We start from the raw sequence: 23,322 nt of genomic DNA on the forward strand, positions 1-23,322 counted from the left end.
CGGGGCGCCCGGCGTGTCCGTCACCGTCGTCACAGCCGCTTGACCCCCTTGATGCGCCCGGCGCGGGCCGTCCGGGCCCGGGCCGCCTTCACCCGCAGTCCGCCCCGCTGGCCGCCGATGCGCAGGCCGGTGCCTCCGGCGACCCAGCCGGAGGAGATGTCGGTGTTCCGGGCGGCGGAGTTGGTCTCGGCGAGCGGGTCGTCCTCGGCGCGCCGGGCCAGCGCCATGATGCCGGGGACGACGAAGGGGGCGAGCAGCAGGTCGTACAGGGCGGCCGTGAACAGCAGGCCGGGCAGGCCGACGTGGCGGGCGGCGGTGTCGCCGACGAGGGCGCCCACACCGGCGTACAGCAGGGTGGAGCCGATGGCGGCGACGCCCACGACGGCCAGGGGGCCGACGGCGGACTTCAGCCGGCCGTTCTCGGGTTTGACGAGTCCGGCGAGATAACCGACGACGCACAGCACGAGGGCGTAGCGGCCGGCGGCGTGGTCGGCGGGCGGGGCGAGGTCGGCGAGGAGTCCGGCGCCGAAGCCGACGAGGGCGCCGCCGACGTGGCCGTACACCAGGGCGAGGCCGAGGACGGTGAGCAGCAGCAGGTCGGGGACGGCGCCGGGCAGGTGGAGCCGGGCCAGGACGCTGACCTGGATCACCAGGGCGACGACGACCAGGGGGACGGACAGCAGGATCCGGTTGACGCGCATGGGCATGAGCTCCTACTGCTCGGGTTGGAACCGGCCGTCGGCGGGCGCCTGGGCGGACGGGGTCACGGTCACCGTCACCGTCGGCTCGGGGGCCGGCCGGGGCTTGTCCGGGAGGACCGTGTCGCGGGGGTCCTTCTCCGGGGCCTGGACGACGACGCCGACGACGTCGAGCTTGGTGAAGCCGACGTACGGCGTGACGTAGAGGGTGCGGGTCAGGCCGCCGCCGGAGGGGTCGACGCGGGAGACGACGCCGACGGGGACGCCGGGCACGAACGGCCTGTCGGCCTGGGAGCCGAAGGTGACGAGGCGGTCGCCCTTCTTCACCTCCGCCTTGCCGTTGAGGAGTTCGACGCGCAGCGGCCGGTCGCCCTGGCCGGAGGTGAAGCCGAGCTCGTCGCTGCCCTCCAGACGGGTGCCGACGGTGAAGTCGGGGTCGTTGGCGAGCAGCACCGTCGCGGTGTCCGGGCCGACGGTCGTCACGCGGCCCACCAGGCCGTCACCGTTGAGGACGGTCATGTCCCGCTTGATGCCGTCGTGGGCGCCGACGTCGATGGTGATGGTCCAGGAGAAGCCCTGGGCCGCCCCTATCGCGATGACCTGCGCGCCCTTGATGCCGTACTGGCCCTTGCCGGCGAGCTTCAGCATCGTTTCGAGCTGCTTGAGGCGGCTGCGGCCGCGGTCGTCGCTGCCGAGCTTCGCCTTCAGCGCGGCGTTCTCCCTCTCCAGCTCGGCCAGCCGGTCGTGCCGGTCGCCGGAGTCCCGGATCGCGGCGACCGCGTTGCCGACCGGGTCTACCGCGGCCGACACCCCGTTCTCGATCGGACCGAAGACGGTGGCCGCGGCATGCCGGGCACCGTCGACCGGTGAGTCCTCCCCGCCGCGGATATCCACCGTGATCAGCGCGAACGCGATGGCGATCAGCAGCACCAGGAGCAGCCGGCTCTCTTTCGTGTCCCTCACGTGCGGCGGCCGTGCCTTCCTCGTCGGAATTCGGGAATGGATGGGCGAATTCGCTGGTATCGGTGTTATGGAATGGAGTGACGCGGAAACCGCCGCGCCCCCCGGTGCGAACCCGGGCGGCCAGGCGGTCCCTGCTTGTTGTCTCTATATCAACGATCCGCCGTACGAGAGGAGAGCGTCTCGTACGGCGGAACCGGACGTCGCGTCATCTGCGCGGCTGGGCGTCCAGAACCTGCTGGAGCGCCTCGAACTCCTCGACGCACTTTCCGGAGCCGAGCGCCACGCTGTCCAGCGGGTCCTCGGCGATGTGGATCGGCATGCCGGTCTCCCGGCGCAGCCGCTCGTCGAGGCCGCGCAGCAGCGCGCCGCCGCCGGTCAGCACGATGCCCCGGTCCATGATGTCGCCGGACAGCTCCGGCGGGCACTTGTCGAGGGTCGTCTTGACGGCGTCGACGATGGCGTTGACCGGTTCCTCGATCGCCTTGCGCACTTCGGCGGCGGAGATGACGACGGTCTTCGGCAGCCCGGAGACGAGGTCCCGGCCGCGGATTTCGGTGTGCTCGTCGGTGTCGAGGTCGTACGCCGAACCGATCGTGATCTTGATCTGCTCGGCCGTGCGCTCACCCAGGAGAAGGCTGTACTCCTTCTTCACGTGGTGGATGATCGCGTTGTCCAGCTCGTCGCCCGCCACGCGGATGGACTGAGCGGTGACGATGCCGCCGAGGGAGATGACCGCGACCTCCGTGGTGCCGCCGCCGATGTCGACCACCATGTTGCCCGTGGCCTCGTGGACCGGCAGGCCGGAGCCGATGGCCGCGGCCATGGGCTCCTCGATGATGTGCACCTGTCGGGCGCCGGCCTGGGACGACGCCTCGATGACGGCGCGGCGCTCGACGCCGGTGATGCCGGAGGGCACACAGACGACGACCCGCGGACGAGCCAGATACCGCCGCTTGTGGATCTTCAGAATGAAGTAGCGCAGCATCCGCTCGGTGATCTCGAAGTCGGCGATGACGCCGTCCTTCAGCGGACGCACGGCAACGATGTTGCCGGGCGTGCGCCCGATCATCTTCTTCGCTTCGGCACCGACCGCGAGGATGCCACCGGTATTGGTGTTGATCGCGACGACGGACGGTTCGTTGAGTACGATCCCGCGACCCCTGACGTACACCAGCGTGTTGGCGGTCCCGAGGTCGACAGCCATGTCACGGCCGATGAACGACATTGAGTTCCCCATCAGGATTCGACTGGCCTTCCCAAGAGCCTGTGACAGCTCTTCAGGTCGGCGAGGTGGGTGCTGTGACGTGAATGCTTCCATCGTAGACGCGCCTTCACGGACACAGCGCGAGGGTCTTCGCCATTGTCAGCAGATGGCGCACCGCCTCGCTTGTGGAGACGGTCCAACGGAGGCATTCGTTCCCCCGATCGGCACCCATATGTCACAGGGCGGCCGCCTGTGTGCGGCCGCCCAGGTCGGATGGGCCATTCGGCTGACGGAGCGTCAAAAAAAGGGATCTTCGGGAATCAGCCGCGGTCCGGGAAGAAGATCTTCACCTCGCGTTCGGCGGACTCCTCGGAGTCGGAGGCGTGGATCAGGTTCTCCCGGACGATCACGCCGTAGTCCCCGCGGATGGAACCGGGGGCCGCCGCGATCGGGTCGGTCGGGCCGGCCAGCTGCCGGACGCCCTCGATGACCCGCTCACCCTCGACGATCATGGCGACGACGGGGCCGGAGGACATGAACGCCACCAGCGGCTCGTAGAACGGCTTGCCCTTGTGCTCGCCGTAGTGCTGCTCCAGGGTCCCGGAGTCCAGCGTGCGCAGCTCCAGCGCGGTGATCCGCCAGCCGGCCTTGCGCTCGATGCGGCTGATGATCTCGCCGGTCAGGCCACGACGGACGGCGTCGGGCTTGAGGAGGACGAGGGTGCGCTGGGTCACGGCGGGACTCCTTCGGATCAAAGGGTGTGCGGGGTGATGAGAGTACCCGGCGCCTCCGGGCACCCGTTACACAGCGTCAGGCACGCGGCCGGGCCTCAGGCCGCGTCCGGCGCCGAGGCCTCGGCCTGCGCCGCGAATCTCGCCTTGGCCTCGTCGATCTTCCGCCCGTAGTGCACCGACGCCCACCACAGCGCGGCGAAGACCGCCCCCATGAAGAACATCGTCGGCACGACGAAGCCGGAGGCGACGAGCGCGATCTGCAGGACCCAGCCGAGCGCGACCCCGCCGGGCCGGGTGACCGCCCCGCACAGCACCAGGCACAGGAACATCGCGATCCCGCTGACCGTCCACACCGTCGCCATGGACAGGTCCGGGTCCTTCATGGCGACCAGTCCGGCGAAGCCGATGACGAAGAACTCGCCGATCAGGGTCGAGGAACACAGCGTACGCACGGGATGTCAGCCCTTCCCCAGGAGCAGTCGGGCCTCGCCGACGGTGATGACGGAACCGGTGACGAGCACGCCGCCGCCGGCGAACTCGCCCTCCTCCTCGGCCAGCGTGATCGCGGCCTCCAGCGCGTCCGGCAGCCGCGGCTCGACCTGTACGCGCTCCTCGCCGAACACCTCCACGGCGACGGCCGCCAGCGCGTCGGCGTCCATCGCGCGGTGGCTGGAGTTCTGGGTGACGACGACCTCGGCGAAGACCGGCTCGAACGCCTCCAGCAGCCCCCGCACGTCCTTGTCGCCGCTCGCGCCGACGACGCCGACGAGGCGGCTGAACTGGAACGCCTCCCCGATCGCCTCCGCCGTCACCCGCGCGCCCGCCGGATTGTGGGCGGCGTCCAGCACGACGGTCGGCGAGCGCCGGACCACCTCCAGCCGCCCCGGCGAGGAGACGGCGGCGAAGGCCTTGCGCACGGTGTCGATGTCCAGCGGCTCGGCCCGCTGCGCGCCCACGCCGAAGAACGCCTCGACGGCGGCGAGCGCCACGGCCGCGTTGTGCGCCTGGTGGGCGCCGTGCAGCGGCAGGTACACCTCGGTGTACTCACCGCCCAGTCCGCGCAGCGTCATCAGCTGTCCGCCGACGGCGACCTGCCGGTCCAGGACCCCGAACTCCAGGCCCTCGCGGGCCACGGTGGCGTCCACGTCCACGGCCTTCTTCAGCAGCGCCTGCGCCGCGTCCACCGGCTGCTGGGCCAGGATCACGGTGGCGCCCTGCTTGATGATGCCGGCCTTCTCGGCGGCGATCTCGGCGGTCGTCGAACCGAGCCGGTCGGTGTGGTCCAGGGAGATGGGGGTCACGACGGCGACGTCACCGTCGATGACGTTGGTGGCGTCCCAGCTGCCGCCCATGCCGACCTCGACGACGGCCACGTCCACGGGCGCGTCGGCGAAGGCGGCGTACGCCATCGCGGTGAGCACCTCGAAGAAGGACAGCCGGTACTCCTGCCGCCCGTCGACCATCTCGACGTAGGGCTTGACGTCCTGGTACGTCTCGATGAACCGCTCGGCGGAGATCGGCGCGCCGTCCAGGCTGATCCGCTCGGTGATCGACTGCACGTGCGGCGAGGTGTACCGCCCCGTGCGCAGCTCGAAGGCGCCGAGCAGGGCCTCGACCATGCGGGCCGTGGAGGTCTTGCCGTTCGTCCCCGTGATGTGGATCGAGGGGTACGTCCGCTGCGGCTCGCCCAGCACGTCCATCAGCGCGGAGATCCGGGTGACGGACGGCTCCAGCTTCGTCTCGCCCCAGCGGGTCGCCAGCTCCGCCTCGACCTCCCGCAGGGCCTTGTCGACCTCGGGGTCCTCGGGGCGCGCGGGCACGTCGGCCTGCGGCGGACCGCCCTGGGTGCGCAGGGTCCGGCTGCCTGCCTCGATGACCGCGAGGTCGGGGTCGCGGTCGGTCTCGGCCTCGATGATCTCGTCGAAGGAGGCGGCCGGGTCGGGCTGCTCACTGCTGTCGTGCGGGGGGAGCTCACTCACGCTCCCCAGTCTACGGAGCGCCACCGGCACGGGAGGGCGAAGGTCCCCGGAGCCGGTGGCTCCGGGGACCTTCGGGGCCCCTCGCGCGAACGGGCGCCTACGCCTGCGGCAACCGCTCCAGCTGCGCCTGGATGCGCGCGATGTCCTCCTCGGCCTTGGCGAGCCGCGTGCGGATCTTCCCCACCACCTGCTCCGGCGCCTTGGCGAGGAACGCCTCGTTGCCCAGCTTGGCCGTGGCCTGCGCCTTCTCCTTCTCGGCGGCGGCGAGGTCCTTGGCCAGGCGCTTGCGCTCCGCGGCCACGTCGATCGCGCCGGACAGGTCGAGCGCGACCTCCACGCCCGCGACCGGCAGGGTGGCCGTCGCGGTGAAGGCGTCGCCCTCCGGCTGGAGCCGCAGCAGCTGCCGGATGGCCGGCTCGTGCGGCGCGAGCGCGGTGCCCTCCAGGGCCAGCCGGGCCGGGACCCGCTGACCGGGCTGCAGGCCCTGGTCGGCGCGGAAGCGGCGGACCTCGGTGATCAGCGACTGGACCGTGGCGATCTCCCGCTCGGCGGCCTCGTCCCGGAAGCCGGAGTCCTCGGGCCAGTCGGCGATCACGACCGACTCGCCACCGGTGAGCGTGGTCCACAGCGTCTCGGTGACGAAGGGCACGACCGGGTGCAGCAGCCGCAGGGTGACGTCGAGGACCTCGCCGAGGACGCGCTTGCTGACCTCGGCGGCCTCGCCGCCCGCCTGGAAGGTGGTCTTGGACAGCTCGACGTACCAGTCGAAGACCTCGTCCCACGCGAAGTGGAACAGCGCGTCGGACAACTTGGCGAACTGGTAGTCCTCGTAGTACGCGTCCACCTCGGCGACCACCGAGTTCAGCCGGGAGAGGATCCAGCGGTCGGTCGACGACATCCTCGACGCGTCCGGCAGCGGGCCCTGGACCGTCGCGCCGTTCATCAGCGCGAAGCGGGTCGCGTTCCAGATCTTGTTGGCGAAGTTGCGGGACCCCTGGACCCAGTCCTCGCCGATCGGGACGTCCACGCCCGGGTTGGCGCCGCGCGCGAGGGTGAAGCGGAGCGCGTCGGAGCCGTACTTGTCCATCCAGTCCAGCGGGTTGACGACGTTCCCGAAGGACTTCGACATCTTCTTGCCGTGCTGGTCGCGGACCATGCCGTGCAGGGCGATGGTGTGGAACGGCGGGGTGCCGTCCATGGCGTACAGGCCGAACATCATCATCCGGGCGACCCAGAAGAAGAGGATGTCGTAGCCGGTGACCAGGACGGAGTTCGGGTAGAACTTCGCGAGGCTCTCGGTCCGCTCGGGCCAGCCCAGCGTGGAGAACGGCCACAGGCCGGAGGAGAACCAGGTGTCCAGGACGTCGGGGTCCTGGTGCCAGCCCTCGCCGCTGGGCGGCTCCTCGTCGGGGCCGACGCAGACCACCTCGCCGTTCGGGCCGTACCAGACCGGGATGCGGTGCCCCCACCACAGCTGGCGCGAGATGCACCAGTCGTGGAGGTTGTCCACCCAGTCGAAGTAGCGCTTCTCCATCTCCTGCGGGTGGATCTTGACCTTGCCGTCGCGGACCGCGTCGCCGGCGGCCTTGGCGAGCGGTCCGACCTTGACCCACCACTGCATGGACAGGCGCGGCTCGATGGTGGTCTTGCAGCGCGAGCAGTGGCCGACCGAGTGGACGTAGGGGCGCTTCTCGGCGACGATCCGGCCCTCGGCGCGCAGCGCGGCGACGATGGCGGAGCGGGCCTCCAGCCGGTCCAGGCCCTGGAAGGGGCCGTGCGCGGTGATGACCGCGTGCTCGTCCATGACGGCGATCGCGGGCAGGTCGTGGCGCTGGCCGATCTCGAAGTCGTTCGGGTCGTGGGCCGGGGTGACCTTGACCGCGCCGGTGCCGAACTCGGGGTCGACGTGCTCGTCGGCGACGACGGGGATGCGGCGGCCGGTGAGCGGCAGCTCGATCTCGGTGCCGACGAGGTGGCGGTAGCGCTCGTCGTCGGGGTGGACGGCGACGGCGGTGTCGCCGAGCATGGTCTCCGCGCGGGTGGTGGCGACGACGATGGAGGTGTCGCCCTCGCCGTAGCGGATGGAGACGAGCTCGCCGTCGTCGTCCTGGTACTCCACCTCGATGTCGGAGATGGCCGTCAGGCAGCGCGGACACCAGTTGATGATGCGCTCGGCGCGGTAGATCAGCTCGTCGTCGTAGAGCCGCTTGAAGATCGTCTGGACGGCCTGGGACAGGCCCTCGTCCATGGTGAAGCGCTCGCGCGACCACGCCACGCCGTCACCGAGGCGCCGCATCTGGCCGGAGATCTGCCCGCCGGACTCGGCCTTCCACTGCCAGACCCGCTCGACGAACGCCTCGCGGCCCAGGTCGTGCCGGGACTTGCCCTCCTTGGCCAGCTCCCGCTCGACGACGTTCTGCGTGGCGATGCCGGCGTGGTCCATGCCGGGCTGCCACAGCGTCTCGTGGCCCTGCATGCGCTTGCGGCGGGTGAGGGCGTCGATCAGCGTGTGCTCGAAGGCGTGGCCCAGGTGCAGGCTGCCGGTGACGTTCGGCGGGGGGATGACGACGGTGTACGGCGGCTTGTCGCTCTTGGCGTCCGCCTCGAAGTAACCCCGTTCTACCCAGCGCTCGTACAGCTTCCCCTCTACCTCGGCCGGCGTGTACTGGGTCGGCAGTTCGGTCGTGGGCGCTTGCTGCGGCTGCTGAGTGTTCTCGGTCACGGGGGCCAGTTTAGAGGTGTCACGACCCAGTCCCGAAACGCGATTCCTTTGTAACGGTGCGACCCCCGGTGACCTGCGCACGCCATGTCTGCGTCAGGATGACAGCAGATATCGAGCATCCGGAGGGGAACCCCGTAATGAGCTACAACCAGCCGGGCCCGTACGGCGGGCAGCAGCCTCAGCAGCCCGGACCGTACGGCCAACCGGGTCCCTACGGCCAGCCGCCGCAGGCTCCCCAGCCCGGCTACGGCTACCCCCAGCAGACGCCGCCCGCCCCGCCGCAGCCCGGCTACGGCTACCCCCAGCAGTCCGCGCAGGGCGTCCCGCCCCAGGCCCCGCCCTACGGCCAGCAGCCCGGACCGTACGGCCAGCAGCCCGGACCGTACGGCCAGCAGCCGTTCCAGCAGCCCGGACCGTACGGCCAGGACCCCTACGGCATGCCCCAGCCCCCGGCCCCGGGCGGCGGCGGGAAGAGGACCGGGCTGATCATCGGCGCGGTGGCGGTCGTCGTGGCGATCGGCGTGGGCGCGTACGTCGTGCTCGGCGGGGGCGGGACCGGGGGCGGTTCGGACGTCGCCGACGACGGGCCGCACAAGCTGACGACGCCCGCGACCGTGCTCGCCGGCGAGTACGAGAAGGGCCAGAGCCTCGGCGGCTTCAGCGGCAGCGACATCGAGGAAGCGGAGAAGTACGGCGTCAAGGACGCCCGGAACGTCAACGCGAGTTACCAGGCCGGCGACGAGGACAATCCGCTGGCCGCGAAGATGGTCCAGTTCATGGGGGTCTACGGCGAGATCGACGACCCCGAGAAGGTCGTCGACGCCATGTTCACCGGCATGAAGGAGAACGCCGCCAAGGACGCGGACACCCTGGGAGAGGTCGTCGGCAGCCCGCAGGGCTTCAGCCCCGCCGACCTGGACGGCGCGGTCCTGAAGTGCCAGGAGACCAGGATCGACAACCTCGGCGCCGGCACCGGGGCCTCCGGTTCGTCGAAGATGAGCATGCCGGTGTGCATCTGGGCCGACCACAGCACCCTCGGCGTGACCATCAGTGTCGACGTGGCCGACGCCATGTCCGGCAAGACCGCCGACCTCGCGCAGGCGGCCGATCTCACGGCCAAGCTCCGCAAGGACGTGCGCGTCAAGATCTGACGTCCCGGCGTCACGCACCGCGCGAAGGGGCCCCGGCCGAGTGACCGGGGCCCCTTCGCGTGGGTGGGGTGGGCGGTTACGCCGTCTTCTGCTCCCCCGGTCCGCGCCCGCGGTTGTCCCGCGGGATCAGGGTGGGGTTGACGTTGGACGAGACCACGTCCGCCGTGATGACGACCCGCGCCACGTCCTTGCGCGACGGCACCTCGTACATCACGCCCTGGAGGACCTCCTCCATGATGGCGCGCAGGCCGCGGGCGCCGGTCTGGCGCAGGATGGCCTGGTCGGCGATGGCCTCCAGCGCCTCGCGTTCGAAGTCGAGCTCGACACCGTCGAGCTCGAACAGGCGCTGGTACTGCTTCACCAGCGCGTTGCGCGGCTCGATGAGGATCTTGAGCAGGGCCTCGCGGTCGAGGTTGTGCACGGAGGTGATCACGGGGAGGCGGCCGATGAACTCGGGGATCATGCCGAACTTGACCAGGTCCTCCGGCATGACGTCCTCGAACTGGTCCTTGGCCTCCAGTTCCCGCTTGGAGCGGATGGTGGCGCCGAAACCGATGCCCTTGGCGCCCGCCCGGGACTCGATGATCTTCTCCAGGCCGGAGAAGGCGCCGCCCACGATGAACAGGACGTTCGTCGTGTCGATCTGGATGAACTCCTGGTGGGGGTGTTTGCGCCCGCCCTGCGGCGGCACCGAGGCCGTGGTGCCCTCCAGGATCTTCAGCAGGGCCTGCTGCACGCCCTCGCCGCTCACGTCGCGCGTGATCGACGGGTTCTCGCTCTTGCGCGCGACCTTGTCGATCTCGTCGATGTAGATGATCCCGGTCTCGGCCTTCTTGACGTCGTAGTCCGCGGCCTGGATCAGCTTGAGCAGGATGTTCTCGACGTCCTCGCCGACGTATCCCGCTTCCGTCAGCGCCGTCGCGTCGGCGATGGCGAACGGCACGTTCAGCATGCGGGCGAGGGTCTGGGCGAGCAGGGTCTTGCCGGAGCCCGTGGGGCCCAGCAGCAGGATGTTGGACTTGGCCAGCTCGATGGCGTCCTCGCGGCCCTGCGCGCCGCCGTTCTCACCGGCCTGGACCCGCTTGTAGTGGTTGTACACCGCGACGGACAGGGCCTTCTTGGCCGCCTCCTGGCCGACCACGTACCCCTCGAGGAACTCGTAGATCTCGCGGGGCTTGGGCAGCTCCTCCCAGCGGACCTCGCTGGTCTCGGCGAGCTCTTCCTCGATGATCTCGTTGCAGAGATCGATGCACTCGTCGCAGATGTACACACCGGGCCCTGCGATGAGCTTCTTGACCTGCTTCTGGCTCTTGCCGCAGAACGAGCACTTGAGCAGATCGCCGCCGTCACCGATGCGTGCCACGGTGTGCTTCCCCTTCGCCTGGGAGACGCCTGGACGTCAACGTCCGACGACTCCTGGTGCTGCCTTATGTCCGACGGTACCTTGCCGAGCCCCCCGTTCGGGCCCCCCTTGGCGCGGTTCGCTTTGACGTGAACCGCGCCGGACCGCGCCAAGGGGCGGCAGACGATACAGCCTCTCGAAGACTCCCGCGTCAGCGCAGGCTGGCGTTGTCCATCTTCCGGGTGGTGATGATCTGGTCGATCAGGCCGTACTGCAGCGCGTCCTCGGCCGTGAGGATCTTGTCACGCTCGATGTCCTCGCGGATCTTGTCGATCGGCCGGGTGGAGTGCTTGGCCAGCATCTCCTCCAGCTGCGTCCGCATCCGCAGGATCTCGTTCGCGGCGATCTCCAGGTCGGAAACCTGACCGCGGCCGGTCTCGCTGTACGGCTGGTGGATCAGCACGCGCGCGTTGGGCAGCGCCATGCGCTTGCCGGGCGTGCCGGCGGCCAGCAGGACGGCGGCGGCGGAGGCCGCCTGGCCCATGCAGACCGTCTGGATGTCCGGCTTCACGTACTGCATCGTGTCGTAGATCGCGGTGAGCGCCGTGAAGGAGCCGCCGGGGCTGTTGATGTAGACCGAGATGTCCCGGTCGGGGTCCATCGACTCCAGGCACAGCAGCTGCGCCATGACGTCGTTGGCGGAGGCGTCGTCGATCTGGACGCCGAGGAAGATCACTCGCTCCTCGAAGAGCTTGGCGTACGGGTCGTACTCGCGGATGCCCTGGGAGGTGCGCTCGACGAAGCGCGGGATGACGTAGCGGGACTCGGCCGTGGGGCCGGTGTACTCGGCGCGCGTGCGGTCGTAGATGCCGCTGCCGGGGAAATCGTTCACGGTGTCTCCTGGAAGGGGGCTGAGGCGGTCGGCTGGGGGCTGGCTGGGGCGCTTGAACCCGGGAAGCGGGCGGTGGGCCCGGCGGGGCGTCACCGATCCCGTCGAAGGCTTGGCCGGCCCGGCGGCCTGGCTCGGCCGGGGCCTCGCCTGCCCGCGCGGGCGCTGCTCGTCTCCCGTGGGCCTCTCGCCGTGCGGCGCGGCCCGCGGGAGGCGGTCAGGCCCCGGTGCCGCCGCCGCCCGGCATGCCGGCAGCCGTGGCGATGACGTCGTCGATGAGGCCGTACTCCTTGGCCTCGAAGGCGTCGAACCAGCGGTCGCGGTCCGAGTCGCGGGTGATCTGCTCCACCGTCTGGCCGGTGTGCTGGGCCGTGAGTTCGGCCATGCGCCTCTTGGTGTGCAGCAGCCGCTCGGCGTGGATCTTGATGTCCGAGGCCGAGCCGGCCAGGCCCGCGGACGGCTGGTGGATCAGGATCTCGGCGTTCGGCAGGGCGAAGCGCTTGCCGGGGGTGCCCGCGCTGAGCAGGAACTGGCCCATGGAGGCCGCCAGGCCCATGGCGATGGTCACCACGTCGTTCTTGATGTACTGCATGGTGTCGTAGATCGCCATGCCGGCCGTGATCGAACCGCCGGGGCTGTTGATGTACAGGTAGATGTCCTTGTCCGGGTCGGAGGCAAGGAGCAGCAGCTGTGCGGTGATCTTGTTCGCGATGTCGTCGTCGACCGGCTGGCCGAGGAAGATGATCCGCTCGTTGAGCAGCCGGTTGTAGACCTGGTCGCCGAGGCCACCACCGATGGAAGGCTCGCCGGCGGCGGAGGGCATCAGATTCGTCACGTATCCACCTGCTCGTCTTACGACGGCGCCGGGCCGTCTCACGTGTTCTGCCGGGGCGTGGGACTCCGGCGCGCGCCGCCGTCCTGGGCGGCTTCGGAGACTCCCCTGCCCTCGTATTCATGGACCCTAACGCGCGGGTCCCCCCGGGGAATCCCGCGAACGGGAGTGTTCGCCGGGGGCGTAGCGCCGCACCGCGGCACGGTCGCGCACCCGGACCCCCGGGGGTGAGAGGACGGGCCCCGGGTCACAAAGACCCGGGGCCCGTCCTGCGTCCCTCGAAGGTGCCGTACGGCTCAGCCCTCGTTCTTGTCCTCGGCGCCCTTGTCCTCGGCCTCGGCCTCGGCGGAGTCGGCGGCGGCCTCGGCGGCCTCCTCCGTCTCCTCCTCGTCGTCCAGGTCGACGATCTCGCCGTTGGTGTCCTTGACCGTGGCCTTCTCGACCACGACGGCCAGGGCCTTGCCGCGGGCGACCTCGCCGACGAGGAGCGGGACCTGGCCCTGCTCGACGACGGCCTGGGCGAACTGGTCGGGGGACATGCCGGAGGAGGCCGCACGCCGCATGAGGTGCTCGGTGAGCTCCTCCTGGTTGACGTTGAGCTTCTCCTGCTTGACGAGCTCGTCGAGCACGAACTGGGTCTTGATGCCCTTGACCGCGGCCTCGCGGGTCTCGGTGTCGAACTCCTCGGCGGTCTTGCCCTGGATCTCCAGGTACTTGTCGAGGGTGAGACCCATCTGGCCGAGCTGGTGGTGCTCGAGGTTGTGCTTACGGGTGTTGATCTCGTCCTCGAGCAGCTTCTCGGGGACCGGGACCTCGACCAGCTCCAGCAGCTTGTCCAGGACGCGCTCCTGGGCCTGCGTGGCCTGGTCGTACCGCTTCATGTTCTCCAGGCGCTTGCGGCTGTCCGCCTTCAGCTCCTCGAGGGTGTCGAACTCGGAGGCGAGCTGGGCGAAGTCGTCGTCCAGCTCGGGCAGCTCGCGCTGGGCGACCTGGGCGACCTTGACGGTGACCTCGGCCTCCTTGCCGGCCGCCGAGCCGCCCTTCAGCTCGGAGGTGAAGGTGGCCTCCTCGCCGGCGGACAGGCCCTTGACGGCGTCGTCGATGCCGTCCAGCAGCTCACCGGAGCCGATGGTGTAGGAGACGTCCTTGGCGACACCGTCCTCCAGCACCTCGCCGTCGACCTTGGCCTCCAGGTCGATCGTCACGACGTCGCCGTCCTGGGCGGCGCGCTCGACCGGGGAGGTGGAGGCGAAGCGCTCGCGCAGCTGCTCGACCGACTTCTCCACGTCCTCGTCGGTGACCTCGACGGCGTCGACCTCGACCTCGATGCCGGAGTAGTCCGGGATCTCGATGGCGGGGCGGACGTCGACCTCCGCGGTGAAGTTCAGCGTCTCGCCGTCCTTCAGCTCCGTGATGTCGACCTCGGGCTGGCCCAGGGGGCTCAGCTCGGCCTCGTTGACGGCGTCGGTGTAGAACTTCGGGAGCGCGTCGTTGACGGCCTCCTCCAGCACGGCACCGCGGCCGAAGCGCTGGTCGATGACCCGGGCCGGGACCTTGCCCTTGCGGAAGCCCTTCACCGTGACCTGCTGGTTGATCTTCTTGTACGCCGCGTCGAGGCTGTCCTTGAGCTCCTCGAAGGGCACCTCGACAGTGAGCCGAACCCGAGTCGGGTTCAGGGTCTCCACGGCGCTCTTCACGGTTCGGTCTCCTTGTGGCTGACTGCTTGGTTTCTGCCGGAGCCGGAGGGGTCCGGCGGATTTCGCCGCCCGGCGGACTGCAGACACTGAGACACACGGGCGTGCAGCTTGCATAGTAACGGCAGCGGCTACACGGCCCAAAAGGCGATCACCTGGCCGATCGGGGGACGGTCCGGGTGGCGGGCCGGGGAGGAGCGGGCGGAGCCCGCAGAAGCCGCCGGGCGAAGGCCGGCGGCGCGCGCGGCCGGTGGTCGGGGTGGCGGGATTTGAACCCACGGCCTTCCGCTCCCAAAGCGGACGCGCTACCAAGCTGCGCCACACCCCGTCTGGTGCGAGACGTAGGGTACATGCCCCCGGGCGGCGGGGACCGCCACATTTCCGGGTGGCCCGCGGAGGACCGGTGCGCGGGGGTGACGGAAAGGCGGTGTGCGACGAGGGGGGAGCACCCGCTACGATGCACTGCAGTGCCGCGGTCACGGACCTTCGGCACGTCCTGTGCGGGCGTAGCTCAATGGTAGAGCCCTAGTCTTCCAAACTAGCTACGCGGGTTCGATTCCCGTCGCCCGCTCTGCACGGCCCGGGGCCGGGCCGGAGGGAGATCCCTCCGGCCCGGCCCCGGTCGTTTTCCAGGCCGGCCCGCCGGGTCCGCGCGCGGACACGTCGGCGTCCGGGCCGGGACGCGCCCCTCCGGTCCTCCGGCGCACCTCTTCCGGCGCCCCGGCGCCTCCGGCGCGTCCGAGCGGGCGGCTCGCCGAGAGGCCCGCTCAGAAGCTGATCGAGTTGATCGTGTCGGCTATCGAGTCGAGGAAGCGGTTGATCGACGGGGCCATGCCCGTCGAGGCGAGGAAGAACCCGAAGAGCGCCGCGACGATCGCGGGGCCGGCCTTGAGGGAGCCCCCCCGGATCAGCACCACCAGGATGATCGCCAACAGCAGCACCACTGACAGTGAAATGGCCACAACTGATCACACCCTCGGTCGGTCCGCTCTCCCGCCGGGGACGCGATCCGCGCGCCCCGCCGGAACCATCGTGCCACCAACCTCCCCTCCTCATGCGGTGACTGACACATGGTCTGGCCGGTTCCTTCCACCCCGACCGCGCCCCCGCCCGCGAAGAACACCGGCACAGCCGCGTCGCACAGGAATTCGGCGAAACGCCCGCACGGGGAATTCGATCACTTCTTTTCCGCGCCCACACGGCACGTTCGCAGATATTTCGAATGGTGGCGGCGGTGCGCCGGGAAACGCGCCAACAGCCGCCGAAAGCACGCTCAATCGGGCATATCACCGGTGCCGCCCGCTGTGCTTATGGGCGGGTCGGTCACGAACAATGGCGACAAGCGGTGCCGGGCCGATCCGCCGTCAAGCCTCCGGCGGCGTGGGAGTCGTCACACCACCGCCGGTGTCAACCTCCGTGAAACGGCGGGTACTCGGGCTCGATATCCGCAATGGCGTCGAGACGACGTCGAGGGTTTTACGGAATAGCACGGACAACGCTAGGGTGCCTCGAATGTTCTACGCTGCCACGTCCCCCGCAAGAGCAGCGAGGTTGTGGTCCTGCTCGCCGGCTTCCGGCGGGAGGTCCGATGACTGACTCGCTCCGCCCGAACGGCAACCGCAGGACACCACTCCCGCCGGCGCAGCCGTCGGTTCCGGGAGTGCCGGGTCCGCGGTCCGCTCCGCAGAACCGGCACCCGGACCGCGCGGCCCCCTCCCCGGCCGCGGACGCCCGCCCGGCCGGGCCCGCCAAGCAGCGCGACGCGTTCTTCGACAACGCCAAATTCCTGGCGATCGTGCTGGTCGGCCTGGGCCACGCCTGGGGGCAGATCCTGGACGGCAACCGGAGCGTGGAGACCCTCTACCGGGTGGTCTACACCTTCCACATGCCGGCCTTCATCATCATCTCCGGTTACTTCTCGCGCGGCTTCGACATGAGCCCGCGACGCGTCAAGCGGCTGATCACCGGAGTCGCCGTTCCCTACGTCGTCTTCGAGGTCGCCTACTCGCTCCACAAGCGCTTCGTCGACCACGACCCCCAGCACGACATCAGCCTGCTGGACCCCACCTACCTGCTGTGGTTCCTGTGCGCCCTGTTCGTCTGGCGGCTGACCACGCCCATCTGGAAGACGGTTCGCCGGCCCCTCCCGATCGCGCTCGGCATCGCCCTGCTGGCCTCCATGGCGCCCACGATCGGCAACGACCTGAACATGCAGCGGGTGCTGCAGTTCCTGCCGTGCTTCGTGCTGGGGCTGATGATGCGGCCCGAGCACTTCCGAATGGTGCGCCGCCGCTCGGTGCGGATCCTGTCGGTGCCGGTGGCCGCGGTGGCCGTGGCCATGGCCTGGTGGTCCGTGCCGCGCGTGGACACCTCGTGGTTCTACCGCAACAACACCGCGCAGGGCATCGGCGCCCCGTGGTGGACCGGTCCGGTCATGACGCTCGTGCTCTTCGGCTGCTCCCTGGTGCTGACCGCCTGCTTCTTCGCCTGGGTCCCGGGCCGGCGCACGTGGTTCACGGCGCTCGGCGCCGGCACCATCTACGGCTACCTGCTCCACGGCTTCCTGGTGAAGACCGGCACCTACGAGGGCTGGTTCGACGCGCCCGCGCTGGACCGGCCGCTCGGTGAGATCGGCCTGACCGTCCTCGCGGCCGTCCTCATCACGTTGCTGTGCACCCGGCCCGTCCAGCGCGTCCTGCGGTGCGTGGTGGAACCGGGGATGGAGTGGGCCTTCCGGCGGGACGCGGCCGAGCCGGCCGGGAAACGCGTGCAGCGCGGACAGGCCGGCCCGGTCGCGGAGCGCGAGCAGCGCGAGGAGCGGGAGAAGGTCACGGCCTAGGTCCGGCGCCGCCGCGTCTCCCACGTCTCCCCGACCGGGGAGTGCGCGCAGGTGCGCGTACTCCCCGGTCGGTCGTGTCCGCCTCCTCCACCAGCGGCCCGCCCGGTGCGGCGAGGACGCGTGCGGCGTACGCCTCGGGCGGCTCCCCGGCACGCTTGGTGAGCGCGAGGACGTATGTCCCGGGTGCGCTGCGCGGGCGGGGCCCGGGGTCAGTGGCCCGCGGCCTGGGCCGTGGGGCCCTCCCGGCAGATCAGCAGCAGCGCCCGGTCGTCGTTGACGTCCTTCGCGACCGCCTCGATGAGGTGCCAGGCGGCGCCGTGGAAGCCGCCGGCGACGTAGCGGTCCGCCTCGCCGGTGAGGCGGTCGATGCCCTCGACGATGTCCCGGTCGGAGGTCTCCACCAGACCGTCCGTGAACAGCATCAGGACGTCACCGGGGCGCAGGGAGCCCTTCACGGGGTCGAACTGGGCGCCGTCGTACACGCCCAGCAGCGGGCCCTCGGCGGACTTCTCCTCCCAGCGGCCGGTGCCCGCGCTGAGCTGCAGGCCCGGCGGGTGCCCGGCGGAGTAGAGCTCGTAGTCGCCGGAGTCCAGGTCCAGGACCAGGTGGATGGAGGTGGCGAAGCCCTCGTCCCAGTCCTGGCGGAGCAGATAGCCGTTGGCGGCGGGGAGGAAGGCGTGCGGGGGCAGGCTGCCCAGCAGGCCGCCGAAGGCGCCCGACAGCAGCAGGGCCCGCGAGCCGGCGTCCATGCCCTTGCCGGAGACGTCGGTGAGGACCACCTCCAGCGTGCGTCCGCCGTTGGTGCGGGCCGCGACCACGAAGTCGCCGGAGAAGGACTGGCCGCCGGCCGGGCGCAGCGCCATCTCGCGGTGCCAGCCCGGCGGCAGTTTCGGCAGCTTGCTCTGTACGCGGATGCGTTCGCGCAGGTCGAACAGCATGGTGCCGCCGCGCCGCCAGGGCACGCCGACCCGGCTGCGGAACTGGGCGAGCAGCAGTCCGAAGAAGCCGCAGGCGGCGACGACGAGGACGACGCCGGGGGTGACCCGGGAGGGTCCTTCCGTGTACGGGCCCAGGCGCACGGACTCCACGATCAGCGCCGTGGCCGCCGCCGCGTACAGGCCGAGCAGGCTCGCCGGGCGCAGCAGCAGGCCGCCGACGACGATCGGCAGGACCAGCGCGGCCGGCGAGCACCACACCGGGTCGATCATCGTGGCCAGGGCGATCAGGGGGACGGTCAGCAGCAGTCCGGCCAGGGCGACCCAGTCGGAGCCGTCGCCGCGGAAGTAGTCGACGGCGGCTTTGCGCACGCCGACGCGGGCCCGGTGCCACCGCTTCTTCACCCGGGCCGTGAACGTCTCGGCCTCCGCGCGCCGTTGTCGTCCTGCTGCCATCAGTTCGGGACCCTATCCATCGAGGCAGCCGCTTGGCACGGGAGGTCCCACTTGTCCCCCGTCCGAGACCCGGACCGTCGCGGACTTCGCCGTGGGCCGCCTGGTGAAATCCCAGTGAACGGCACCGCGGGCCGCGGCGGGCCCGCCCCGGGGAAATTGCCTGGCCCCTCCCCCGACGGCCCTGATAGGCATGGCGCATGGCGACTGACGGGGTGAGGGACAGCCACGCGGACCGGGTGGGGAGCGCGACCGAACTGCGGGTGCTGCGCCCGCAGGACTGGGACCGGTGGTACGGCAATCTGCTGCGGGCCTTCGGCGGTGTCGCGGAGGCGGACGAGGAGCGGGAGCTGTGGCGCGAGCTCACCGAGTGCGACCGCTCCCTCGGCGCCTGGGACGGTGACACGGTGGTGGGGACGGCGGGGGCGTTCTCCTTCCGGATGACCGTGCCCGGCGGGGCGCCGGTGCCGGCGGCGGGCGTCACCATGGTCGGCGTGGCCGCCACGCACCGGCGGCGCGGGGTGCTGACGTCGATGATGCGGCGGCAGCTGGACGACGTGCGGGCCTGGGGCGAGCCGCTGGCGGTGCTCACCGCCTCCGAGCCGGCGATCTACGGCCGGTTCGGGTACGGCGCCGCGAGTTTCCAGCTCGCGGCGGAGATCGACACCGCCCGGGTGGGACTGGCCGTGCCGGACGGCACCGACGGCGTACGGCTGCGCTACGCGGAGCCCGCCGATGTGCTGGAGGCGTGCGAGGCGGTGTACGCGCGGCTGGTGCCGGAGCGGCCCGGCATGCTGGCCCGGCACCGGCCGGGCTGGGAGCGGGTCGGGCTGCTCGATCCGGAGGACGGGCGGGACGGGGGGTCGCCGCTGCAGTGCGTGGTGGCCGAGCGCGGCGGCCGGGTCGTCGGGTTCGCGCGGTTCCGGGTGAAGCCGGGCTGGGGGGAGGGCGGGCACGAGGGCACGGTGGTCCTGCGGGAACTGTACGGGCTCGATCCGGCGGCGCGGGCGGCGCTGTGGCGGTTCCTGTTCGACATCGACCTGACGTCGACGCTGGTGGTGCGGGGGCGGCCGGTCGACGAGGACTGGCAGCACCAGGTGTCCGACATCCGGCGCTGCCGGCTGCGCGTGCGGGACCAGTACTACGTGCGGCTGGTGGACGTGGGGGCGGCGCTGGCGGCGCGGACGTACCAGGCACCGGTGGACGTGGTGCTGGAGGTGTCGGACGCGTTCTGCCCGTGGAACGAGGGGCGCTGGCGGCTGACGGGGGACGCGAAGGGGGCGTCCTGCGAGCGGACCTCGGACGCGGCGGAGCTCGCCCTGTCCGTGCGGGAGCTGGGGGCGGCGTACCTGGGGGGCGTGCCGCTCGTGTCGCTGGCGGCGGCCGGGCGGGGGCGGGAGCTGCGGCCGGGGGCGCTGGCGGAGGCGTCGGTGGCGTTCGGCAGCACGGTGGCGCCGTGGCTGCCGCACGGGTTCTGACGGCGGGGCCGGCCGGCGCCGGGGACGGTACGGTGCCGGTGCCGACCGACTGAGCGCCGGGGCCGGCCCGGTGCCGGTGCCGGTGCGGGCCGGTCAGCTCCGCTGGCAGGCCGGGCACCAGAAGAGGTTGCGGGCGGCGAGTTCGGCGGTGCGGATCTCGCCGCCACAGATGTGGCAGGGCCGGCCGGCCCTGCGGTAGACGTACACCTCGCCGCCGTGGTCGTCGACGCGCGGCGGGCGGCCCATCGCCTCGGGGGTGTGCTCCGGGCGGACGGTGTCGATGCGGTTGGTGCGGACGCCCTCGCGCATGAGCTCGACGAGGTCGTGCCAGATCGCGTCCCACTCGGCGGGGGTGACCTCCCGGCCCGGGCGGTACGGGTCGATGCCGTGGCGGAAGAGGACCTCGGCGCGGTAGACGTTGCCGACGCCGGCGATGACCCCCTGGTCCATCAGCAGCGCGGCGATCGTCGTGCGGCTGCGGCGGATCCGGGCGTAGGCGGCGGCCGGGTCGGCGTCCGGGCGCAGCGGGTCGGGACCGAGACGGTCGTGTATCGCCCGCTTCCCGGCGTGCGTGATCAGGGCGCAGGTGGTGGGGCCGCGGAGGTCGACGTACGCCGTGTCGTTCGCCAGGCGGAGGCGGACGGCGCCGGTCGGCGGGGGCGCGGGGGCGTCGCCGAAGGCGACCCTGCCGAAGAGGCCGAGGTGGATGTGGACCCAGTGGGCGAGCGACGGGTCGGGGGCGCCGAAGGCGAGGAAGAGGTGCTTGCCGTGGGCGTCGGCGGTGTGCAGGGCGGTGCCGTCCAGGAGGGCGGCGGCGTCGGAGAACTTGCCCTGGGGGCTGGTGACCCGCACGGTCGTGCCGGCGAAGGCGGCGGCGTAGTCCTCGGCCAGGCGGTGGATGGTGTGGCCCTCCGGCACGGTGGCTCCGTTCCTCGGTTCCTTCTTGCCCGCCCCGCCCGGCCCGGCCGGGCGGGGGCGACGTCGTCCGGGCTCCGTCCCTCTGCGCCCCTGGCGGCTCCCGCCGCCGCACTGCCGCCGCGTCGTCGTGCCGCCGCCGCGCCGGGCGGCACGGGACGGCGCACCGGCCGGTCCGTGCCGTGACGGGACGGACCGGCTGTTCGGGGGCGGGGATCCGGGGCGGGGGTCGGCTCCGGGGGCGGAGCCCCGTCCGCTACCGCTGCGGGTGGTGGGCCGGGATCGGGGGCAGGTCGCCGGACGTCTCGTAGGCCGTCAGCATGTCGATGCGGCGGACGTGGCGCTCCTCGCCCGAGAAGGGGGTGTTGAGGAAGGTCTCGACGAACTTCGTCGCCTCGTCCGCGGTGTGCATGCGCGCGCCGACCGCCACGACGTTGGCGTTGTTGTGCTGGCGGCCCAGCGCCGCCGTCTCCTCGCTCCAGGCGAGGACCGCGCGGACGCCCTCGACCTTGTTGGCCGCGATCTGCTCGCCGTTGCCGGAGCCGCCGATCACGATGCCCAGGGCGTCGGGGTCCGCGGCCGTCCTCTCGGCGGCGCGCAGGCAGAAGGGCGGGTAGTCGTCCTGGGCGTCGTAGATGTGCGGGCCGCAGTCGACGGGCTCGTGGCCCGCCGCCTCGAGCCACTCCACGAGGTGGTTCTTGAGTTCGAAGCCGGCATGGTCGGAACCGAGGTACACGCGCATGGTCCGAGTGTGACACGGGTGTTTCGGGGCAGGCGCGTCGGGTGTCGCTCGGGCAAATGTGAGCCTCGTTACGGAAGTCCGGGGAAACGCCAAGTAACAATCCGGAATCAAAGGTTCACGAATTCCTTGCCCTCGGATTCACTGGACCGACCCGTACACCGGTCGCGGACCGCCTGTACGAGAGCTCGTGCGGCGTCGCACCCCCGACGCGCTCCCTCGCACGGCAATCAGCTCCCCCGGCGCAAAGGAAATCCGTTCCATGACCTCGCAGCCGACCCTGAACACGGCCGGAAGCGGCCACGGAAGCGAGCCCGGAAGGGCCGGCGACCCCGGCACCGCGGGCTCCGGAGCACACGGCTCCGGCCTTCAGGCCGGGCTCAAGAACCGCCATCTGTCGATGATCGCCATCGGTGGCGTCATCGGGGCGGGGCTCTTCGTCGGCTCCAGCTCCGGCATCGCCACCGCCGGGCCCGGCATCCTCCTGTCCTACGCCCTGGTCGGCACCCTCGTGGTGCTGGTGATGCGCATGCTCGGCGAGATGTCGGCCGCGAATCCGACCTCCGGCTCGTTCTCCGCCCACGCCGACCGGGCGCTCGGCCCCTGGGCCGGGTTCTCCATCGGCTGGCTGTACTGGTTCTTCTGGGTGGTGGTGCTGGCGGTGGAGGCGACCGCCGGGGCCGTGATCCTGGAGGGCTGGATCCCCGCCGTGCCGCAGTGGGGCTGGGCGCTGATCGTGATGGTCGTGCTCACCGCCACCAACCTGGTCTCCGTCGGCTCCTACGGCGAGTTCGAGTTCTGGTTCGCCGGGATCAAGGTCGTCGCGATCGGCGCCTTCATCGTGATCGGCGGGCTGGCCGTCTTCGGGGTGCTGCCGGGCGTCGACAGCGACCAGGCGGGCCTGTCCAACCTCACCGAGCACGGCGGCTTCCTGCCCAACGGGCCCGGCGCCATCCTCACCGGTGTGCTGCTGGTCGTCTTCTCCTTCATGGGGAGCGAGATCGCCACCCTGGCCGCCGGCGAGTCCGAGGACCCGCAGCGGGCCGTCACCAAGTCGACCAACAGCATCATCTGGCGGATCGGCGTCTTCTACCTCGGCTCGATCTTCGTCGTCGTGACCCTGCTGCCGTGGGACTCGGAGTCGATCACCGAGAAGGGCTCCTACGTCGCCGCCCTGGACTCCCTCGGCATCGGCAACGCCGGGCAGATCATGAACTTCATCGTGCTGACGTCCGTGCTGTCCTGCCTCAACTCCGGGCTCTACACCGCCTCCCGCATGGCGTTCTCGCTGGGGCAGCGGGGCGACGCGCCCAAGGCGTTCGCCCGGACCACCGAGCGGGGCGTGCCGCGGACGGCGATCCTGGTGTCGGTCGCGTTCGGCTTCCTGGCCGTCTTCTTCAACTACAAGTTCCCCGACTCCGTCTTCCTCTTCCTGGTCAACTCCTCGGGTGCCGTCGCCCTCTTCGTCTGGCTGGTGATCTGCTTCTCGCAGCTGCGCATGCGCAGGATCATCCAGGCCGAGGCGCCGGAGAAGCTGGTCGTGCGGATGTGGCTGTACCCGTACCTGACCTGGGCGACGGCCGCGATGATCGTCTTCGTGCTGGGGTACATGCTCACCGACACCGAGCACGACGGGCGCACGACCATGCTGCTGTCGCTGCTCGTCGCGGCGGTCGTGCTCGCCATCGCCTTCGTCAGGCAGAGGATCGCGCGCGGGCGGAGGGCCGAGGCGGCGCCGGTGGACTGACGTCCGCC

Annotated in this window: 19 protein-coding genes, 2 tRNA genes and 1 pseudogene; 5 read left to right on the forward strand and 17 right to left on the reverse strand. The window is 71.0% G+C overall.

Features of this window, described 5'->3' with window-relative positions; all coding sequences use genetic code 11:
* Positions 1-29: 29 nt before the first annotated feature.
* From mreD to ACSU6Z_RS09355, 7 genes are all read right to left on the reverse strand, one after another.
* Positions 30-701 carry a rod shape-determining protein MreD gene (gene mreD / locus ACSU6Z_RS09325; RefSeq protein WP_437044485.1) on the reverse strand — a complete coding sequence of 224 codons (672 nt, stop codon included), beginning with the start codon at positions 699-701 and terminating at the stop codon, positions 30-32.
* 12 nt (positions 702-713) lie between these two features.
* Positions 714-1,661, reverse strand: a complete 948-nt coding sequence (gene mreC, locus ACSU6Z_RS09330) for a rod shape-determining protein MreC (protein ID WP_437044486.1) — start codon at positions 1,659-1,661, stop codon at positions 714-716.
* A gap of 205 nt (positions 1,662-1,866) precedes the next feature.
* Positions 1,867-2,886, reverse strand: a complete 1,020-nt coding sequence (locus ACSU6Z_RS09335; protein ID WP_437044487.1) for a rod shape-determining protein — start codon at positions 2,884-2,886, stop codon at positions 1,867-1,869.
* A 299-nt stretch (positions 2,887-3,185) separates the two neighbouring features.
* Positions 3,186-3,599 (reverse strand): nucleoside-diphosphate kinase, encoded by a 414-nt coding sequence (ndk, locus tag ACSU6Z_RS09340; protein WP_437044488.1) that lies wholly within the window; start codon positions 3,597-3,599, stop codon positions 3,186-3,188.
* A 95-nt stretch (positions 3,600-3,694) separates the two neighbouring features.
* The gene (locus ACSU6Z_RS09345; RefSeq protein ID WP_437044490.1) at positions 3,695-4,051 is read right to left on the reverse strand and encodes a DUF4233 domain-containing protein; all 357 of its coding nucleotides are present in this window, start codon (positions 4,049-4,051) and stop codon (positions 3,695-3,697) included.
* A gap of 6 nt (positions 4,052-4,057) precedes the next feature.
* Positions 4,058-5,578: a bifunctional tetrahydrofolate synthase/dihydrofolate synthase gene (folC, locus tag ACSU6Z_RS09350; protein WP_437044491.1), complete on the reverse strand. Its 1,521-nt coding sequence runs from the start codon at positions 5,576-5,578 to the stop codon at positions 4,058-4,060.
* A 97-nt stretch (positions 5,579-5,675) separates the two neighbouring features.
* Entirely contained in the window at positions 5,676-8,300 is a 2,625-nt protein-coding gene (locus tag ACSU6Z_RS09355) for a valine--tRNA ligase (RefSeq protein WP_437044492.1), read from the reverse strand.
* Between the two features lie 137 nt (positions 8,301-8,437).
* On the opposite strand from ACSU6Z_RS09355, the gene ACSU6Z_RS09360 reads away from it, so the two are divergent.
* A complete protein-coding gene (locus ACSU6Z_RS09360; RefSeq protein WP_437044493.1) occupies positions 8,438-9,451 on the forward strand; it encodes a hypothetical protein in 1,014 nt (337 codons plus the stop codon).
* 76 nt (positions 9,452-9,527) lie between these two features.
* Here the strand turns inward: ACSU6Z_RS09360 and clpX are convergent, their stop codons facing one another.
* The 5 genes from clpX to ACSU6Z_RS09385 form a co-directional block, all read right to left on the reverse strand.
* Positions 9,528-10,814: an ATP-dependent Clp protease ATP-binding subunit ClpX gene (clpX, locus tag ACSU6Z_RS09365; protein WP_437044495.1), complete on the reverse strand. Its 1,287-nt coding sequence runs from the start codon at positions 10,812-10,814 to the stop codon at positions 9,528-9,530.
* Between the two features lie 190 nt (positions 10,815-11,004).
* The gene (locus tag ACSU6Z_RS09370) at positions 11,005-11,685 is read right to left on the reverse strand and encodes an ATP-dependent Clp protease proteolytic subunit (RefSeq protein WP_437019562.1); all 681 of its coding nucleotides are present in this window, start codon (positions 11,683-11,685) and stop codon (positions 11,005-11,007) included.
* 214 nt (positions 11,686-11,899) lie between these two features.
* Entirely contained in the window at positions 11,900-12,505 is a 606-nt protein-coding gene (locus ACSU6Z_RS09375; protein ID WP_437023232.1) for an ATP-dependent Clp protease proteolytic subunit, read from the reverse strand.
* A gap of 305 nt (positions 12,506-12,810) precedes the next feature.
* Positions 12,811-14,211 (reverse strand): trigger factor, encoded by a 1,401-nt coding sequence (gene tig, locus ACSU6Z_RS09380; RefSeq protein WP_437044496.1) that lies wholly within the window; start codon positions 14,209-14,211, stop codon positions 12,811-12,813.
* Positions 14,212-14,459: 248 nt separating this feature from the next.
* Positions 14,460-14,536, reverse strand: a tRNA-Pro gene (locus ACSU6Z_RS09385).
* Between the two features lie 172 nt (positions 14,537-14,708).
* Here ACSU6Z_RS09385 and ACSU6Z_RS09390 point away from each other — a divergent pair.
* Positions 14,709-14,779: transfer RNA gene (locus tag ACSU6Z_RS09390), tRNA-Gly, on the forward strand.
* 196 nt (positions 14,780-14,975) lie between these two features.
* Here ACSU6Z_RS09390 and ACSU6Z_RS09395 read toward each other — a convergent pair.
* Positions 14,976-15,170, reverse strand: a complete 195-nt coding sequence (locus ACSU6Z_RS09395; protein WP_437044498.1) for a hypothetical protein — start codon at positions 15,168-15,170, stop codon at positions 14,976-14,978.
* A 626-nt stretch (positions 15,171-15,796) separates the two neighbouring features.
* Between ACSU6Z_RS09395 and ACSU6Z_RS09400 the strand changes: the two genes are divergently transcribed.
* Entirely contained in the window at positions 15,797-17,047 is a 1,251-nt protein-coding gene (locus tag ACSU6Z_RS09400; protein WP_437044499.1) for an acyltransferase family protein, read from the forward strand.
* 76 nt (positions 17,048-17,123) lie between these two features.
* Here the strand turns inward: ACSU6Z_RS09400 and ACSU6Z_RS09405 are convergent.
* Both ACSU6Z_RS09405 and ACSU6Z_RS09410 read right to left on the reverse strand, forming a co-directional pair.
* Positions 17,124-17,241 (reverse strand): annotated as a pseudogene (locus tag ACSU6Z_RS09405) (HD domain-containing protein); the annotation flags it as partial.
* 15 nt (positions 17,242-17,256) lie between these two features.
* The gene (locus ACSU6Z_RS09410; RefSeq protein WP_437044501.1) at positions 17,257-18,438 is read right to left on the reverse strand and encodes a PP2C family protein-serine/threonine phosphatase; all 1,182 of its coding nucleotides are present in this window, start codon (positions 18,436-18,438) and stop codon (positions 17,257-17,259) included.
* A gap of 197 nt (positions 18,439-18,635) precedes the next feature.
* Between ACSU6Z_RS09410 and ACSU6Z_RS09415 the strand changes: the two genes are divergently transcribed.
* Positions 18,636-19,913: a GNAT family N-acetyltransferase gene (locus ACSU6Z_RS09415; RefSeq protein ID WP_437044502.1), complete on the forward strand. Its 1,278-nt coding sequence runs from the start codon at positions 18,636-18,638 to the stop codon at positions 19,911-19,913.
* 93 nt (positions 19,914-20,006) lie between these two features.
* On the opposite strand, the gene ACSU6Z_RS09420 is transcribed toward ACSU6Z_RS09415, so the two are convergent.
* Together ACSU6Z_RS09420 and ACSU6Z_RS09425 are read right to left on the reverse strand one after the other, a co-directional pair.
* On the reverse strand, positions 20,007-20,831 hold the full coding sequence (locus ACSU6Z_RS09420) for an Fpg/Nei family DNA glycosylase (protein WP_437044503.1): 825 nt from the start codon (positions 20,829-20,831) through the stop codon (positions 20,007-20,009).
* 253 nt (positions 20,832-21,084) lie between these two features.
* A complete protein-coding gene (locus ACSU6Z_RS09425; RefSeq protein WP_437044504.1) occupies positions 21,085-21,570 on the reverse strand; it encodes a ribose-5-phosphate isomerase in 486 nt (161 codons plus the stop codon).
* A 259-nt stretch (positions 21,571-21,829) separates the two neighbouring features.
* Here ACSU6Z_RS09425 and ACSU6Z_RS09430 point away from each other — a divergent pair, with 259 nt between their 5' ends.
* Positions 21,830-23,314, forward strand: a complete 1,485-nt coding sequence (locus ACSU6Z_RS09430; RefSeq protein ID WP_437044505.1) for an amino acid permease — start codon at positions 21,830-21,832, stop codon at positions 23,312-23,314.
* Positions 23,315-23,322 lie beyond the last annotated feature (8 nt).

This window comes from Streptomyces sp. enrichment culture (genome assembly GCF_964273145.1).
Taxonomy (GTDB): Bacteria; Actinomycetota; Actinomycetes; order Streptomycetales; family Streptomycetaceae; genus Streptomyces.

Coding starts and splice junctions, on each gene's coding strand:
- ACSU6Z_RS09335 (WP_437044487.1), bottom strand. CDS start 2,886: ATGTCGTTCATCGGCCGTGACATGGCTGTCGACCTCGGGACCGCCAAC.
- ACSU6Z_RS09425 (WP_437044504.1), bottom strand. CDS start 21,570: ATGCGCGTGTACCTCGGTTCCGACCATGCCGGCTTCGAACTCAAGAAC.
- mreD (WP_437044485.1), bottom strand. CDS start 701: ATGCGCGTCAACCGGATCCTGCTGTCCGTCCCCCTGGTCGTCGTCGCC.
- ACSU6Z_RS09430 (WP_437044505.1), top strand. CDS start 21,830: ATGACCTCGCAGCCGACCCTGAACACGGCCGGAAGCGGCCACGGAAGC.
- ACSU6Z_RS09375 (WP_437023232.1), bottom strand. CDS start 12,505: ATGCCCTCCGCCGCCGGCGAGCCTTCCATCGGTGGTGGCCTCGGCGAC.
- ACSU6Z_RS09400 (WP_437044499.1), top strand. CDS start 15,797: ATGACTGACTCGCTCCGCCCGAACGGCAACCGCAGGACACCACTCCCG.
- ACSU6Z_RS09415 (WP_437044502.1), top strand. CDS start 18,636: ATGGCGACTGACGGGGTGAGGGACAGCCACGCGGACCGGGTGGGGAGC.
- ACSU6Z_RS09360 (WP_437044493.1), top strand. CDS start 8,438: ATGAGCTACAACCAGCCGGGCCCGTACGGCGGGCAGCAGCCTCAGCAG.
- ACSU6Z_RS09410 (WP_437044501.1), bottom strand. CDS start 18,438: ATGGCAGCAGGACGACAACGGCGCGCGGAGGCCGAGACGTTCACGGCC.